The organism is Plantactinospora sp. CNZ320 (assembly GCF_002846275.1).
The window spans coordinates 6,518,608-6,535,017 of sequence record NZ_PJMP01000001.1; the positions used below are offsets into that span (position 1 = coordinate 6,518,608).

Genomic DNA, 16,410 nt, shown 5'->3' on the forward strand with positions numbered 1-16,410 from the left:
CGCCGACGATCCCCGGCAGCCGTCAGGGTGTCTCGGAGCGTTGGCTGGGGAGGGGATCCAGGGGAGCGGCGGCGACCCGGGCGACCTCGGTCAGCCGGTCGGTGGCGGCCTGGGAGAGGCCGCGTTCGGTGGCGCTCCAACCGATCCAGGTGCGGGCGACGTCGGCGAAGACCTGGTTCAGCTCCGAATCGGAGCGCACCTCGGCGGCGAGCCTCGGCAGGCCGAGGATGGCCTGGGCCCGGCGCGGCCCGAGGGCCAGCGGATGGCAGGCGGCCTGGTCGAGGAACTGGGTGATGAGCAGGTCGAGCGCCCGGCCGGTGGCGTCGCCGGCCGGGAGTGCGGCGGCGGCCGGGGAGGCGAGGAACGACCGCTTCAACAGCTCGACCTCGACACTGCCGGGCAGGGTCTCCGCCGGGGCGGCAACGTCGGCCAGGGCCCGGGCGCGGGCCAGCACCAGGGCCCGCATCTTCCGGTACGCCTGCGGCACCGGCCGCAGGCGGTACTCCTCGTTCTCGCTCAACTCGTCGGAGGTGGCGATGGCGTCCTCGAACAGCCGCCGCCCCAGGGCCGGGTCGAGTGCCTCGCTGACCAGGCATTCCTCGCCGCCGTGGGCCTCGCGGACCAGTGCCAGCGGCACAGCCGGGTCCATGGTGAGCGTCAACTCCCGGACCATCCCGCCGCCGAGGGTCAGGTCGACCATCATCACGATCGCGTGTGCGTCCTCGCCGTCGTAGGAGAACGCGCAGACGATGAGGGCGGACTCGCCGAACTCGTCATGCGACCACCAGCAGTCGTCCACCCGTACCCGACCGATGCTCTCCAGCCAGGGCGGTTCCGGCTGTCCCTGCCGGACGATCCGGTTTGCGTTGGCCCGGGCCATCTCGCGTTGGGTGTCGATCGGGCTCATCGCCTCGAAGGCGCGCAGCGCCGCCACCGCGGCGGCCGAGTTCCGGCTGCCCAACTCGTGGATCACCTTCGCGTGATGCTCGGCCACGACGGCGAGGCGCGGCGAGAATCCCTCGGCGCTCTCGTGGGCGAGGGTCTGCGTCATCCCCTCCTCCACCGGCCACGGCCGCTCACGTTTGAAGATCGTGAATTCCCACTCCAGGGAGTTCGCGGCCTGCTTGACCCAGTCGATCGCGAACGGATTATCGGTCATTCACCGATTGTCACCGATGCGCGGCCGATCGTGTCGCTGGCACACGCCGGCCACTCGGCGTGCCGGCCTGCCGGGTCGACCTTCGCCGGATTCGGTAGGTACGTCCGGTCGCCGCGCTGCGGCGATTTCCGACCGGATCGGAATGAGCGGTCGAGCACGTTGCCCGAGTGGGCATTGCGCCTCCTGCCGCTTCTGGCCAGTATCGATGGGTCTGGCTGCCCGGGGAGCGTGGTGGACGAGTTGTGGACGGACCTGCCGATAGGCGCGGTGATTCGCCTCGTCGGCGCTGATCCCGAGGCGATCGCGCTCGCGGCCACCCCGCTACCCGCCGACGCGCCCGCGATCGTGCACTACCTGGCCCACCGTACGGCCAGCCAGGCCGAGGTGGTGCGGGCGATTCTGGACCGGCTGGAAACCGCCGTACTCGAACTCTTCCCGGCCTGGTTGCCGGCCGCGACCGGCATCGACGGCGCCGGCGGGGCGAACCTGGTCGCGGTGCGCGTCCTGGCCCGGCGGCTTGGCGCGGACAGCACCCACTCCGGGCCGTTCCTGGCCGACCTGGCCGAACGGGCCCTGCGTCGCGCCGCGCCGGTGCCCGGCCGCCACCGCCCGGAGGTACGCGCTGCCGGGCTGGCCCGCCTGGTCGCGCAGAGCTTCGAGCGCCGCCACGCTGGCCTGCTGATCCGGGTACCCGACGATTTCTCCGAAGCCGACCGGCACGCCCTGGTCGGCGCCGGCGAATGGCTGGCCCACCGGGGTCCCTTCGGCGTCTGGCTCACCGGTGGTCAGCCACTGGAGGCGATGGACCAGGTCGGCGCCTGGACTGTCACCCTGCCGGCCCCGCTGGCGGCCCTGACCGTCGCCGCCGCGTCGGCCCGAGCCGCGCCGACGCTGATCGCCCCCACGACGCCCCGGCTGCGCTATCCGGCCCCGGCCGGCCGGCCACATCCGGCCAGCGCAGCCGAACAGGCCCTGGAAGCCGCCCTCGCCGGCCGTCCCTGGGCCGCCGGTCGGGCCTGGAACCAGACCTACCAGTCCGCACCACTGACCAACCCGATCCGGCTCGATCTGCTCTGGCCCGCCGAACGGTGTGTCGTCGAGGTGGACGGTCCGGAACACCGCCATCCGCTGCGGTATGCCGCCGATCGGCAACGGGACGTGCGGCTACAGCTAGACGGATACGCCGTGCTCCGCTTCACCAATGCTCAGATCGACACCGACCTCGACACGGTGGTCGCCCAGCTGGAACGGATCCTCACCGACCGCCGGCTGGGTCTCCGCCGGGAAGGAACATGACATGTCCGACCAGCGCCTGTCGCTGCCCGATACCGCGATCCTGCTGGTGTTGATGGCCGAGGCCCGGGAGATCTCCAACCCCGAGTTGAAGGAACGGTACGGGCTGACCCTGGACGGCGCGGCCCGCCGCCGGCTCAACGACCGCAAACTGGTGGAAAGCTGGAAGGACGGCCGGTCGTACCGGCACGTGCTCACCGACGCCGGCTGGGCCTGGTGCACCCGGCAGCTCGCCGCCGATGGGCCACCGTCCCGCTCGGGCTCCGTCGGCATCGCGCTCTATGCCGTCCTGGCTGGCCTCGGACGCCTGATGGATCGGGTCGAGCTGAGCCTCGCCGAGGTCTTCGGCGCCACCTCGGAATCCGATCCGGCGGTCAGCTTCGCCGCGCCAGCGGTACCCGTTCCGCCAGCCCTGCCCGACCGGGCCGCCGCGCCCGACCAGACCGCCGCCGCCGGACGGTCGATGCTTGACGAGGCCGGCGTGGAGGCCCGGATCCGGGACGCCTACCAGGAACTCACCCCGCGCCCAAAGGGTTGGGTGAGGTTGGCCCCGCTCCGGGAGAAGCTGGCCGACCTGGACCGGGCCCAGGTGGACGCCGCCCTGCTGCGGCTGGTCGGCCAGCCCGGGGTGACAGTCGTGCCCGAGTCGAACCAGAAGACACTGACCGCGGCCGACCGGGCGGCGGCGGTACGCATCGGCGGCCAGGACAAGCATCTGCTGGCGATCGGCGTGTGATGACCGAGGAGGAACGTCGCGCACTCGCCGCACTGCGGTTCAACTGGGCGCCCACCCCGGACGACCTGTGGCGCCCGTCCCGCTACCACGTGGACGGCCTGCACCCGGACGCCGGGCAGATGATCCTCGACGGCTTCGCCGAGGCCAGGGAGAGCGTCGACTCCAATCCGATCGGCGTGGTGGTGCAGGGGCAGCGCGGATCCGGCAAGACCCACCTGCTCGGCTGGGTACGCGAACAGGTCCAGGCCGACGGCGGATACTTCCTGCTGATCAGCCTGCTGGACGCCGGCACCTTCTGGCCGAGCACCGTCCAGTTGCTGCTGGACAGCCTGGAACGCGAGGGCGACGGCCCGGAAAGTCAACTGGCCTCCCTGCTGCGCCGGCTGTCGTCGCTGGTCGGCGTGCCCCGCAACGTCCGGCGGGCGATGGCCGGCGAGGTGCCGATCACCCGCGCCGCCCTGGACACCTTCATCGACGCGCTGCGCCGGTATGACGGGCAGCTCGGCCGGGACTGGCAGGACACGGCACGGGCGCTGGCGTTGCGCGCCTCGGACAACTACGCCGCCCGGGACATCGCCAACACCTACCTGGCCGCCGAGGGGGAGGCCGAGGCCGGGGAGCGGGCCGAGTGGGGCATGCGGCGAGCCGAACGGCACCCGCAGCTCATCGTCCGGGACGTGTCCCGGATGCTCGCGCTCACCGGACCGACGGTGATCGCGGTGGACCAGATCGACACACTGATCGCCCAGTCGATCCGGTCCACCGACGACGTCTCCGCGGTCAACCAGGCCGAGGCGCTGATGCTGGAGCGGATCGCCGGTGGCCTGATGTCGCTGCGCGACTACACCCGTCGCACACTGACCGTGGTCGCCTGCCTGCCCGCGTCCTGGACGTTGATCCAGAACGTCGCCGTCGACACCGTCCAGGACCGGTTTCGGGAGGCGGTCGACCTCGGCGTGATCCCGACACCCGAGGTGGGCCGGGCTCTGCTCGAACGCCGGTTCACCCTCCGCTATCAGGAGATCGGCTTCACCCCGCCGTACCCGACCTGGCCGGTGGCGCCGTCGGCGTTCGACCGCGGCCACCAGTTCACCCCGCGCGAGCTGTTGCGGATCATCGACCGGCACGTGCAGGGCTGCCTGCGTACCGGCCAGCGCAGCGAGCTGGTCGACCTGATGTCGCACACCCCCGGCACCGCCACCGTCCCGGCCGAGGCGCTGGTGCCGGTCGCCGCGCCGACGGACCTGGCCGGGCTGGACGCGCGGTTCGCGCAACTGTGTCAGCGGGCCGATCCCGGCCCGGCGCTGGACCCCGGCACCGAGGACGCGACGATGCCGGGGCTGCTCACCGCCGGGCTGACCGCATGGATCGTCGAGCGGGGCGGTAGCGGGGCCGGATTCACCCTGGACCCACCGCCGAGCGCCAAACCGGCGCTGCACGCCCGACTCCGCCGTACCCTCGATGAGCAGACCGAGGACGAGGCGCACTGGGGCTTCCGCGCGATCGCGGCCCGGCATGCGGTGGCGGCGCTGAACCGGATATGCAGCGCCGCGACGGTCGCCGGACTGACCGAGAAGGTGCCGAAGCGGCGACTGTTCCTGATCCGGCGGGATCCCTGGTCGACCGGGGCGAAGACGCAGAAGACCATCGCCGCGCTGACCGAGGCCGGTGGCCGTACCGTCGACGTGAGCGACACCGACCTGCGGATCCTGACCGCACTCCGCACCCTGTTGTCCGAGAATCCGGCCAACCTCCAGGCGTGGCTGCTCGCCCGGCAGCCGGCCAGCGCCGTCGAGCTGTTCCGCACCGCGCTCGCCGACGCGTACGCCGATCCTGCCGTCACCGCCGATCCGGCCGTGGCTGCCGAACCTGCCGTGGCCGTCCAGCCTGCTGCGGCTGCCGAACCTGCCGTGGCGGTCGAGTCGGCTGCCGGTGCGGCCGTGGCGGTCGAGCCGTCCGCAGCCGCCGTCACATCCGGCCTGCCGGCGGTACCGGTGATCCCGCTCGGCGTGTCGATCGAGAACCGGCAGCCAGTTCAGCTCGATCTGGAGGCGCTGCGCAAGCACACCGCGATCTTCGCTGGATCCGGGTCGGGCAAGACCGTGTTGATTCGCCGGCTGGTCGAGGAGTGCGCGTTGCAGGGCGTGTCAGCGATCGTGCTGGACCCGAACAACGACCTGGCTCGGCTCGGTGACGCGTGGCCGGAGCCGCCGCCGCACTGGGGTCCGGACGACGCGGAACGCTCGGCCACCTATCTGGCCGGTACCGATGTGGTGGTCTGGACCCCGCGCAAGGCGGCCGGCCGGCCACTGACCTTTCAGCCGCTGCCCGACTTCCGCAGCGTGCTCGACGACCCGGACGAGTTCGGTGAGGCGATCGACGCGGCGGTGGCCGCGCTGGCGCCCCGGGCGAACGTGGTCGCCAGCACCAACAAGGCCCGGCTCGGTCAGGCGGTGCTGCGCGAGGGCCTGCGTTACTTCGCCCGGCACGGTGGGTTGGGCCTGCCCGGCTTCATCGAGTTGCTCTCCGCCCTGCCGGACCGGGTGAGCGGACTCGACAACGCGGACAAGATCGGGGCTGAGTTGGCCCAGACCCTGACGGCGGCAACGGTCAACGATCCGCTCTTCGGCGGCGACGGCGTACCCCTCGATCCGGGCCTGCTGCTCACCCCACCACAGGGGAAACGAGCCCGCGTGTCGGTGATCAGCTTCGTCGGCCTTCCCTCCGATGAGCAACGGCAGAGCTTCGTCAACCAGTTGCAGATGGCGCTCTTCGCCTGGATCAAGCGGCATCCGGCCGGTGACCGGCCGCTGGGTGGCCTGTTCGTGATGGACGAGGCACAGACGCTCGCCCCGTCCGGTGCGCTGACCGCCTGCACCCAGAGCACGCTGGCGCTCGCCTCCCAGGCCCGCAAGTACGGCCTCGGCCTGGTCTTCGCCACCCAGGCGCCGAAAGGTCTGCACAACCGGATCCCTGGCAACGCGGCCACCCAGTTCTTCGGCCTGCTCAACAGTCCGATCCAGATCGCCGCCGCGCGGGAGATGGCTCGGGCCAAGGGCGGGGACGTGCCGGACATCGCCCGGCTGCGCTCCGGCCAGTTCTATGCGGCGGTCGAGGGCGCCGCACCAGAGAAGATCCAAACACCGCTGTGTCTGAGCCACCACCCGCGTAGCCCGCTCACCGGCGAGGAGGTGATCAGACGCGCTCAGCGCGCCGGATAGTGACGCGCCGGCTTCGGCGTCCTGCTCGCCCCTGGCGCGCGCGGTGCGCGGCGCGGATGTCCTGCCAACACACGACGCGGGGTGGGTGCCCGGATCGAGGGCATCGAGCCCAGGACGTTTCGGTCGGCCACCCGGGAAGGGCGTCGATCGACGGGACGACCTCTGGCACGTTCGACCGTCAGTCCTCGCCGGGGCGGACGAGGCCGCTCTCGTAGGCGATCACCACGAGTTGGGCCCGGTCCCGGGCGTTCAGCTTCTGTAGCAGCCGGCTCACGTAGGTGCGCGCGGTGTCCGGACTGAGGAACAGCGCCGCGCCGATCTCCGCGTTCGACCGCCCGGCGCCGACCTGTGCGAGCACGTCCCGTTCCCGAGCGGTGAGCCCGGTGAGCCGGTCCGGGTCCGCCACCGGCGAGCGGGCTGCCGCCGCGAGTACCCGCCGGGTGACGGCGGGGGACAGCAGCGCGTCCCCACCCGCCACCACCCGTACGGCGTCCCGGAGCGCGTCCGGCAGGGTGTCCTTGAGCAGGAAGCCGACCGCACCGGCGCGGATCGCCTCGAAGAGGTATTCGTCGTCGTCGAAGGTCGTCAACATGACCACCCGCACGTCTGTCAACTCCGGATCGGCGCGGATCTGCCGGGTCGCCTCGATCCCGTCACCGCCGGGCATCCGGACGTCCATCAGGACGATGTCGGGCCGCTGTGCCCGGACGACGGCCACCGCGCTCCTGCCGTCACCGGCCTCGTCGACCACCGTGATGTCGGGGGCGCGTTCCAGCAGCGCGCGCAGGCCGGTGCGGACCAGGTGTTGGTCGTCGACGAGTACGACGCGGACGGGGGTCACGCGGCGACCCTGTTCAGCGGCAGCCTGACGTACACCCGGAAACCGCCCTGCTCGACGGTGCCGGCCTCGACAGTGCCACCGAGCAGCGTGACCCGCTCCGACATCCCCCGCAGCCCCTGCCCGGCGGGGCCCGGCGGCGTGCCGCGACCGTCGTCGACGACATCCAGGGTCAGCCGGGCCGGCGTCACCTGGATCGTGACGGTGACCCGGCTGGCTCGGGCGTGGCGCAGTACGTTCGTCAACGCCTCCTGGACCACCCGGTACGCGGTGGTGCCGACCACCGCCGGTAGCGCGTCGACGGCGCCGTCGACGCGCAGCGTGACCGGGAGCCCACCCTGGCAGACGCCGTCGACGAGCGTGCGCAGTTGGTCGAGCCCGGGGGCCGGTTCGGGTGGCCCGGGGGTGCGGCGCAGCGTGCCCAGGGTGGCCCGAAGTTCGGCCATGGCGCTGCCGCTGGCCGACCCGATCGCGGACAGCGCCGTCTCGGCCTGCGCCGGCTCGTGGTGGGCGAGGGCCTCCTGCGCCACGGCCGACTGCAACGTGATCACCGAGATGGTGTGTCCGAGGGTGTCGTGCACCTCCCGGGCGATGCGCAGCCGCTCCGCCTCGACCTGACGGGCCGCCTCCCGGCGGTGGTCCTCGGCGGCGGCGGCGGCCTGCTGCACGAGCGCGGCCCGCAGGGAACGCCTGCTGCGTACGGCGTCGCCGAGGGTGATGACGGCCAACATCAGCGCCGCATCGGAGCCGAGTTCGGCACCGATGACGACGGCGATGTCGTCGCCCTCGGCCAGCCGGACGCCGACCGAGAGGGCCAGCAGGCTTCCGCCGACGATGGCCGCCGGCAGCACCCGGCCCCACCGCGCGGCCGCGTAGAGCATGGCGGCGGCCGGGGCGGCCAACCCGATCGGCGGCAGATCCAGCGCGTAGTAGCCGAGGATGGCGACGGCGTTGGCCAGGAGCGCGGGCACCGGCCAGCGCCTGGCGCAGAGCAGCAGCGCGCCGAGCCCGACCGCGAAGCAGCCGGCGAGGGCGATGTCGGCCGGTGCCGTGTTCCGGGTCGCCACGGCCGCGGCGACGAGGCCGACGGTGGCCGCCGCCAGGAGCACCTCGGTCCGGGGAAGTGACATGACCTGCACAGGGGAAGCCTAGATCCGGGCCGGCCGTGGGCGCTGTCGTCCGCAGGCGTCAGGGTTCACCCCGACGTGTACGCCGAAAGGCGATGCCCGGTCGCGCGGCTGGACGGCAGACCGCCGGCGGTACGGCGACCTAGCGTCGGCGGCGACCTCACAACGCACTGTCCCCACCGGGACGGACCGAAGGAGAAACGCCACCGTGTCCCGTAGAAGACTGACCTGGATCGCCCTGATCGTTCTCGTGTGGACGTCGATGATGTCCTTCGGTGGCGTCGCCGCCGAGACCGTCATGCTCTATCCGAACATCTTCGGCGACCCGCCGGCGTCGCTGGACCGGGCCCGCGAGTTTCTGAGCGACGGCGGCCCGAGCGACTACTTCCCGCCGCTGGGCGCGACGGTGGTGCTGAGCAGCCTCGCCGCGACCCTGCTCACCTGGCGTGACCGCCGGCTCCGCTGGTTCGTCATCGGCGCCGCCGCCGTCTTCGTCGCCTGCGAGTTCCTCTTCTCCGTGCTCTTCTTCTGGCCCCGCAACGAGATCATGTTCGTGGACCCGCCCGGCACGCACTCGGCCGAATATCTGCGTCAGGTCGCTAACGAGTTCGTCGCCGGTCACCGGGTGCGCCTCGCCGGTGGAGCGGTGAGTTCCGCGCTGGCGTTCACCGCGCTGCTGCGCCTCGCCACCGGTACCCCGGCGGGCAGTGCCAGCGCGCCTGCCAGCGGAATCGCCTCAGCCGCCGGCACCACGCGGACCGAGGGTGGGCGATGACCCGTCCACCGGGCTTCTCAGGGCAGCCGCCGGTGGTGGCGCCGGAGCGGACCGCCGCCACGGGCCAGGTGGCCGCCGACCCGGGCTCACCGGGTCGGTCGGGCGGTGACGCAGGTGAGTACCCGAACCTGCCCGCGCGCCTCGACCGACCTGGTGGTGGCGAAGCCGTGGGACCGGAGCAGCCGCTCGGTGGCGGTGAGGTTCGCGGAGGGGTGGGCGGACCTGGGCCGTTCGCCGAACACGTAGAGCCGTCCCTCCGGAGCCAGCAGGCTGCGCATCCGATCGATCTGCCGAGCCGCGGCTCCCAGCCAGAACAGGTTGACGTTCACCGCGAAGATCTTGGTGAAGTAGCGGGCCGGCAGGTCGACCGACTCGAACTCGGCGCACCGGATCTCGGCCGTACCCGCGTCGATGTGCCGGGCGTTGCGTTCGGTGGCGAGCCGGGCCATCGTCGCCGCGCGGTCGATGGCGACGATCCGGCCGGTGTCGAGTCGGCCGGTGTCGAGTCGGCTGGCGACCAGCGAGACGGCCACTCCGCGACCACAGCCGATCTCCAGCAGGCGATCGTGCGGGGCGACAGCCATCGTCCGGACCGCCCAACGCTGCCGGTAGGTCGCCGCCGCGGCCTGCGCCGAGGCATCTGACAACGGGCCGGGCTCGTCGGCGACGAGACCCGGCTCGCGGGTCGGCGTCGTGCACCTCACAACGTCACTCACCGGGGCGGGCTCTGCTCACGCATCTGATTCCACCTCTCCGGGCGGCCGGATGCACCGTGTCCTCGGTCACCGGCGGGAAGGTCCCTCTCCTCGGTCACGCTCGGAAATCCCTTCCCCCGGGCACCGTCGGGAAACCCCCGACCCGGGGCGGGACCGGGCGGCCCGTCACGCGTCCTGCGGTGTGGTCTCGGAGCCGCGCTCCGTGGTCTTCCGCGGGCGACGGGCCCGGATTCGCTGTGTCGCCGGTGCCTCGGCCCGCAACTCGTCCCGGTGCTCCCGGGCGGATTCCACCATGGCCGTCAGGAACCGCTGCACGACCTCGAGTTCCCTGTCGTCGAAGTCCCGCATCACCTGCCCGGTACGCCGGGCGAGCGGGGCGAAGAAGTCCCGGGCGACGGCGGCGCCCGGTTCGGCGTACCGGAGGAAGATCTTGCGGCGGTCGGCGGTGTCGCGGTCCCGGTGGACGTGGCCGGCCGCCTCCAGGCGGTCGACGACCCCGGTCACCGAGCCGGAGGAGAGGTTGAGTTCGGCGCGCAGGTCGCTGGGGGTGAGTGGTCGGCCGGCGAGTTCGGCCTCCATGATCACCAGCAGCGCGTGTAGGTCGGCGTGGCCCAGGGCATTGTGGGCGGCGAAGGATTCGCCGATGTGCTGGGCGTGGGCGACGTAGAGGCGCAGGTGGCTCATGATCGAGCTGATCAACCGGGCGCGGGGTTCGTCGGGCCGCTGGAAGACGCTGTCTGCCAACACTGCCCCCTCTCCGGCCGCCGACACTATACCCGCCGGTCAAGCTGCTCGGGTCTCAACTATCTCGGCAGCCGAGATAGTTGTGTGCCAAGATGCTTCCTTGACGAGACTATCGGACCGGGAGGCCTCGTGGGCAGCGGAGAGCGGTTGACCAGCACCATCCTGAAAGCGATCACCGGCAGGGTGGGCGCCTGGCTGATCCTGCCGTTGGTGGTGATCGCCTCGGCCCTGCTGATCAGCATCGGCGGCAGCGCCACCACCGACGACGATCCGGCCGGCGGGCTACCCGCCGACGCCGAGTCCGCGCGGGTCGAGGCACTGCGGGACCGCCTGCCCAGCGGGCAGCTCAACCCCGCCCTCGTCGTCTACGCCCGGGAGGACGCCGCGCTGACCGAGGCGGACCGGCAGGTGATCGCGACCCAGTCGAACCGGCTCGCGGCGCTGGCCGAGGGCGGCCGGCTCGGACCGCCGGTGACGGCCCCGGACGGGCGGGCCACGCTGGTCGCCGTACCGCTGGTCGCGGACCAGTCGGTGGACAAGACCATCGACCAGGTCACCGAGATACGCGCCGTCGCCGCCGACGGGCTGCCGGCCGGGCTCACCGCACAGGTCACCGGGGGAGCCGGGTTCCAGGCCGACATCGCCTCCTCCTTCTCCGGGGCGAACGTCACACTGCTGGTGATCACCGTGGTGGTGGTGGCGGCACTGCTGCTGGTCACCTACCGCAGCCCGTGGCTCTGGCTCGTCCCGCTCACCGTCGTCGGCCTGGCCGACCTGGTGACGAACTCCACACTCTCGCTGCTCAGCCGCGAGGCCGGACTGCGGCTCGACCCGTCCACGATCGGCATCGTCGACGTACTCGTCTTCGGCGCCGGCACCAACTACGCGCTGCTGCTCATCGCCCGGTACCGGGAGGAGTTGCGCCGGCACGAGGACCGGCGCGAGGCGATGCGGCGCAGCCTGCGCTCGGCCGGCCCGGCGATCGCCGCCAGCGCGATGACAGTGGTGCTGAGCCTGCTCTGCCTGCTCGCCGCCCCGCTCTCCAACAACCAGAGCCTCGGGCTCGCCGGTGCGATAGGCATCACCATCGCCGCCCTGTTCGGCCTCCTCGTGCTCCCCGCCGCCCTGGTCGTCTGCGGGCGAGGGCTCTTCTGGCCGTTCGTGCCGCGTGCCGGGCAGCCGGTCAAGTACCAGGGGATCTGGGCGCGTGCCGGTTCCCTGGTGTCCCGCCGGCCCAGGATGATCACCGCCCTCTCGCTGGTCTTCCTCGCCGTCCTCGCCGCCGGGATCGCGGACGCGCGCCTCGGCCTGAGCCGCACCGAGCAGTTCCGGGTCCAGGCGGAGTCGATCGAGGCGCTGGAGACCCTGAGCCGGCACTTCCCGGCCGGGGCCGCCGACCCGACGGTGGTGGTCAGCAGGGCCGACCGCCAGGCGGAGGTGCTGGCCGCCGTCACCGGTACCCCGGGCGTGGCCCAGGCCCGCCCGTCCGAGCAGGGGGACGGCCTGGCCACCATCGACGTCGTACTCGAGGCCGAGCCGGACAGCCGGGCGAGCTACGACACGATCGAGGCGCTGCGTACGGCGGTGCACGCCGTACCCGACGCCGACGCGCTGGTTGGTGGGGCGGTCGCGGCCAACCTGGACACCCGTACCGCGTCGATCGAAGGACTGCGGACCGTCGTACCGCTCGTCATCGGGGTGGTGTCGGTGATCCTGGTACTGCTGTTGCGGGCACTCGTCGCGCCGCTCGTGCTGGTCGGTACGGTCGTGGCGACGTACTTCGCGGCGCTGGGCATCGGCAATCTGCTCTTCGTGCACGTGCTCGACTACGCGGCGCTGGACACCGAGGTCCCGTTGCTGTCGTTCCTCTTCCTGGTCGCCCTCGGGGTGGACTACAACATCTTCCTCTCCACCCGAGCCCGGGAGGAGGCGGTGGAACAGGGGACCCGGCGGGGTGTGTTGACCGCGCTCGCGGCCACCGGTGGCGTGATCACCAGCGCCGGGATCCTGCTCGCCGCGGTCTTCGCGGTGCTCGGCGTGCTGCCGCTGGTCACCCTCACCGAGATCGGCGTCATCGTCGGGATCGGCGTACTGCTGGACACGCTGCTGGTGCGTACCCTGCTCGTTCCGTCGATCGCGACGCTGCTCGGTGAGCGGTTCTGGTGGCCGGGTCGACCACACCGGGGCGGTACGCCGGAACCGGCCGCAGAGGTTCCGGACGGGGCCGGGCAGCCGGCGGGCTGACGCGACCGGAGGCACGGCACCGGTGTGGCGGGCACCGGTGCCGTGCTGTTGCGGGCACAGTTAGTTCTCCTTATAGTTCGACGAGAGTTGATGGCTCGACCCGTGGCGGTCGGGCTGCCGCCGCCGTCGAGTGCCGGAGGAATCGTGAGGCGTACCCGCAGACTGCTGCTGCTGGCCGGGCTCGTCGCGGCGGTCGCGGCCGTACCCGCGACGATGGTCGCCCAGGCGGCGACCAACTCGGCCGCCGCGACCCCGACCGCCTCGTTCGCCAAGGTCTCCGACTGGGGCTCCGGCTGGGAGGGCCGCTACACGATCACCAACGGCGGCAGCACCGCACTCACCTCCTGGCGGGTGCAGTTCGACCTGCCGGCCGGGACGACCGTCGGCTCGCACTGGAACGCCACGCTGACCAGCAGCGGCCAGCGGTACACCTTCGGCAACGTCTCCTGGAACGGCCGGGTCGCCCCCGGCGCCTCGGTCACCTTCGGCTTCATCGGGGCGGGCCCCGGCGCCCCGACCGGCTGCCAGCTCAACGGCCAGCCCTGCGGCGGCGGCAGCGGACCCGACCCGACACCGACGGCCAGCCCGACCGCGACCCCGACGGTTCCGCCGGCAAGCACTCCGGTGGCGGCGAACGGGCAGCTCCGGGTCTGTGGACGGCAGCTCTGCAACGCGGCCGGCAAGGCGATCCAGTTGCGCGGGATGAGCACGCACGGCATCCAGTGGTACGCCAACTGCGCCACCCCGGCCTCGCTCGACGTACTCGCCCGGGAGTGGCAGGCCGACGTGCTGCGGATCTCGATGTACATCCAGGAGGGTGGCTACGAGACCGACCCGCGGCGCTTCACCGACATGGTGCACGACTACATCGAACTGGCCACCGCCCGCGGCATGTACGCCATCGTGGACTGGCACATGCTCACCCCCGGCGACCCCAACCACAACCTGGAGCGGGCCCGCACCTTCTTCGCCGAGATCGCCGACCGGCACCGGGCGAAGAACAACGTGATCTACGAGATCGCGAACGAGCCGAACGGGGACGGGGTCACCTGGAGCACCATCAAGAGCTACGCCGACCAGATCATCCCGGTGATCCGTACCCGGGACGCCGACGCGGTGGTGCTGGTCGGCACCCCCGACTGGTCGTCGCTGGGTGCCTCCGGCAGCGGCGGCGGCGCGGACGTCATCGCCGCCAACCCGGTCAGCGCCGGCAACGTGATGTACGTCTTCCACTTCTACGCCGCCTCGCACGACGACTACTACCTGGACACGGTCTCCCGGGCGGCGGACCTGCTGCCGCTCTTCGTCACCGAGTTCGGCACCCAGGACTACTCGGGCGACGGTCCGAACGACTTCACGATGGCGCAGCGCTATCTGGACCTCTTCGCCAGCCGGAAGATCAGTTGGGTGAACTGGAACTTCTCCGACGACTTCCGATCCGGTGCGGTCTTCACCACCGGCACCTGCGCGGCCGGCGCCTTCGGCGGTACCGCCCGGCTGAAGGAGGCGGGGCTCTGGATCCGGGACCGGATCCGCACCCCTGACGACTTCTGACGCTGCCGCCCGCGTCAACTACTGTGTCGACATGTCCGAGCAGAGACGCGAGCCGACCGAGGCGGACGGTCCGCTGTTCCGGGCGGCGTACGAGCGGGCGGGTGAGATCGACGACGCCCCGGACTCCGCCGGGCGCCGCCGGGGTTGGGGCGGTTTCCTCCGGGCGGCCGCGGTCGCGGTGGCCGAGGGATTCCTCCGGGAGAGCTTCGTCTGGGGGGCGGTCCTCTTCTCCCTCCTGGCCGCCGTGTTCGGGGCGACCGGCGGGGATGTCGCCTGGATGGTGCCGATGATCGGGTCCGGGATCGCCGGTGTCGCGCTGGTGTTCTGGTCGATCGCCCGGCGCTGGTCGTTCGGCCGCCAGTGGGTTGTCCTGCTGGGTGTCGTCGCCGTCCAGCTCGTCCTGCTCGTGACGTTCTGGCGAACACACTGACGCCTGCCGGCGCGGCGTCCTGCGATGGGTTGTAGCGCGCCGGACCCGATGGCACAATCCCACGACGGCCGGTCGCAGGGCGGGTGACACCCGGTCGAGAAGAATCGGGGGAGGGCTGTCATGACGGTTGTCTCAGTCGAACTTGCCGACCTGCGGGGCTGGGCCGAGCAGGTGGGGCGGGTCTCCACTGACCTGGGCTCGGCCCGGGACTATGCCGCAGGGCAGATCGCCGACGCGGACTTCGGCCGGATCCTGGAACTCATCACCGGCCCGTACGCCGGCATGATTCCGACGTTTCACAACGTGCTGTCCGAGGACTCCCTTCGGCTCGGCAAGACCCGGGACGGGCTGAACTCGTCCGCCACGGCGTACCGGGAGGCCGACGAACGGTCGAGCGGCCGGCTGACCAGCCTGGCCGGCGGGCAGACCGGCCTCGTCACAGACGACGGCGAGGCCAGCGGATTCACCGATCCCGGTTCGCCGGCCGGTGCTCTTCGCAGCCCGGGAGGCGGTGGCGCCGGCATGCCGGAGCTGCCGGAGGTCTCCTTCGGTTTCCTCTTCGACAAGGTCTGCGACCTCGTGGTCTGGGTCGGCGGCCCGGATCCGCGGGAAAAGGTCACCCGCTGGCTCGCCGGTGACATCGACAAGGCGGCCCGGCACGTCGAGGCATGGCGGGCGGTGGCCCAGTGTCTCGATCTCGCGCAGGCGAACCTGGCCTCCGGGCGGCAGGCGATCACCAAGACCTGGAGCGGGGACGCGGCCAACGCCGCGACCGCCCACGTCGACCGGTGGAGTTCCAGCCTGACCGAGCAGGCGGGTGCGATGCGGAAGATGGGTGACCATCTCTGGGACATGATCGACCACGCGGTGAAGATGGCCCAGGTGGTGGTCGACATCATCCGTACCCTGGTCAGCCTCGTCAGCGCGGCACTGTCCAACGCCGCGATCCCCGCCTACGGGCAGTGGAAGCTGATCCAGACGGTCAAGGAGGGGATCACGATGGTCTGGAAGGCCATCAAGGTCGTCCAGGTCTTCCTGAACGCGCTGGCCATGCTGATCAGCACCATCGAAGTCTGCGTCGACTACTTCAGCGTCGCGAAGCTGCCGCCCGCCCCGGTGACCGGCCCGGCCTCGGTGCCAGCCGCGGTATGACCTCGCCCGACTTCGCCCACATCGAACAGCGGATGCGGGCCGCCACCGCCGCGCTGAACGAGGCGATGGAGTCCGCGTTGCAGGAGATGCTCCGGTTCCAGCGGAGGAACCGGCCGACCGAGGAGGAACGCCGGGCCCTCCAGGAGGCCGCGCTGCGCGGTGATCTCGGTGACGACATGCGTACCCTGGCCCGGCTGGTGGAGGCCGGCGAGGACGACTGGGACCGGATCTATTCCGGCGAGTCGCCCAACGCCGGGTTGCTACGCGGGCATCTCGACCGGATGGTCGCGGAACACCGGGACGACATCGTCCGGGCGATCGAGGAGGACGAGGAGTTCGACCCGATGGACCCGGAGAGCCGGCCCAGCAGCTAGCCTGGGGCGACTGTGTGATCCGTTACCACCCGGCCCGGCCGGTGACG

At 71.7% G+C, this 16,410-nt stretch carries 14 protein-coding genes; 9 read left to right on the plus strand and 5 right to left on the minus strand.

Annotated elements, in window-relative coordinates; genetic code table 11:
- Positions 1 to 22 precede the first annotated feature (22 nt).
- Positions 23 to 1,159 (minus strand): hypothetical protein, encoded by a 1,137-nt coding sequence (locus CLT71_RS29220; protein WP_101369928.1) that lies wholly within the window; start codon positions 1,157 to 1,159, stop codon positions 23 to 25.
- Between the two features lie 231 nt (positions 1,160 to 1,390).
- On the opposite strand from CLT71_RS29220, the gene CLT71_RS29225 reads away from it, so the two are divergent.
- The 3 genes from CLT71_RS29225 to CLT71_RS29235 are packed head-to-tail and all read left to right on the plus strand — an operon-like array spanning position 1,391 to position 6,409.
- Positions 1,391 to 2,455 (plus strand): DUF559 domain-containing protein, encoded by a 1,065-nt coding sequence (locus CLT71_RS29225; RefSeq protein WP_199187759.1) that lies wholly within the window; start codon positions 1,391 to 1,393, stop codon positions 2,453 to 2,455.
- A gap of 1 nt (position 2,456) precedes the next feature.
- Positions 2,457 to 3,188, plus strand: coding sequence for a hypothetical protein (locus CLT71_RS29230; protein ID WP_199187760.1), 732 nt, complete (start codon positions 2,457 to 2,459; stop codon positions 3,186 to 3,188).
- Positions 3,188 to 6,409 (plus strand): helicase HerA domain-containing protein, encoded by a 3,222-nt coding sequence (locus CLT71_RS29235; RefSeq protein WP_101369929.1) that lies wholly within the window; start codon positions 3,188 to 3,190, stop codon positions 6,407 to 6,409. The genes CLT71_RS29230 and CLT71_RS29235 overlap by 1 nt, the downstream gene beginning before the upstream one ends.
- Positions 6,410 to 6,587: 178 nt before the next feature.
- On the opposite strand, the gene CLT71_RS29240 is transcribed toward CLT71_RS29235, so the two are convergent.
- Together CLT71_RS29240 and CLT71_RS29245 are read right to left on the minus strand one after the other, a co-directional pair.
- Positions 6,588 to 7,250 (minus strand): response regulator transcription factor, encoded by a 663-nt coding sequence (locus CLT71_RS29240; RefSeq protein ID WP_101369930.1) that lies wholly within the window; start codon positions 7,248 to 7,250, stop codon positions 6,588 to 6,590.
- Positions 7,247 to 8,377 (minus strand): sensor histidine kinase, encoded by a 1,131-nt coding sequence (locus tag CLT71_RS29245; RefSeq protein ID WP_101369931.1) that lies wholly within the window; start codon positions 8,375 to 8,377, stop codon positions 7,247 to 7,249. Before CLT71_RS29245 ends, CLT71_RS29240 begins: the two co-directional genes overlap by 4 nt.
- A gap of 205 nt (positions 8,378 to 8,582) precedes the next feature.
- Here CLT71_RS29245 and CLT71_RS29250 point away from each other — a divergent pair, with 205 nt between their 5' ends.
- The gene (locus CLT71_RS29250) at positions 8,583 to 9,149 is read left to right on the plus strand and encodes an anthrone oxygenase family protein (protein WP_486483516.1); all 567 of its coding nucleotides are present in this window, start codon (positions 8,583 to 8,585) and stop codon (positions 9,147 to 9,149) included.
- 86 nt (positions 9,150 to 9,235) lie between these two features.
- Here CLT71_RS29250 and CLT71_RS29255 read toward each other — a convergent pair whose 3' ends face one another.
- A complete protein-coding gene (locus tag CLT71_RS29255) occupies positions 9,236 to 9,865 on the minus strand; it encodes a methyltransferase domain-containing protein (RefSeq protein ID WP_143743655.1) in 630 nt (209 codons plus the stop codon).
- Between the two features lie 165 nt (positions 9,866 to 10,030).
- A complete protein-coding gene (locus CLT71_RS29260) occupies positions 10,031 to 10,612 on the minus strand; it encodes a MarR family winged helix-turn-helix transcriptional regulator (protein ID WP_486483517.1) in 582 nt (193 codons plus the stop codon).
- 126 nt (positions 10,613 to 10,738) lie between these two features.
- Here CLT71_RS29260 and CLT71_RS29265 point away from each other — a divergent pair, with 126 nt between their 5' ends.
- From CLT71_RS29265 to CLT71_RS29285, 5 genes are all read left to right on the plus strand, one after another.
- Positions 10,739 to 12,853: an MMPL family transporter gene (locus tag CLT71_RS29265; RefSeq protein ID WP_486483518.1), complete on the plus strand. Its 2,115-nt coding sequence runs from the start codon at positions 10,739 to 10,741 to the stop codon at positions 12,851 to 12,853.
- 213 nt (positions 12,854 to 13,066) lie between these two features.
- Positions 13,067 to 14,407 carry a cellulase family glycosylhydrolase gene (locus CLT71_RS29270; RefSeq protein ID WP_486483733.1) on the plus strand — a complete coding sequence of 447 codons (1,341 nt, stop codon included), beginning with the start codon at positions 13,067 to 13,069 and terminating at the stop codon, positions 14,405 to 14,407.
- A 31-nt stretch (positions 14,408 to 14,438) separates the two neighbouring features.
- Complete coding sequence (locus CLT71_RS29275) at positions 14,439 to 14,837, plus strand: hypothetical protein (protein WP_101369933.1); 399 nt, start codon at positions 14,439 to 14,441, stop codon at positions 14,835 to 14,837.
- A 120-nt stretch (positions 14,838 to 14,957) separates the two neighbouring features.
- Entirely contained in the window at positions 14,958 to 15,989 is a 1,032-nt protein-coding gene (locus tag CLT71_RS29280) for a hypothetical protein (protein ID WP_101369934.1), read from the plus strand.
- Positions 15,986 to 16,363, plus strand: coding sequence for a hypothetical protein (locus CLT71_RS29285; RefSeq protein ID WP_101369935.1), 378 nt, complete (start codon positions 15,986 to 15,988; stop codon positions 16,361 to 16,363). The genes CLT71_RS29280 and CLT71_RS29285 overlap by 4 nt, the downstream gene beginning before the upstream one ends.
- Positions 16,364 to 16,410: the final 47 nt, after the last annotated feature.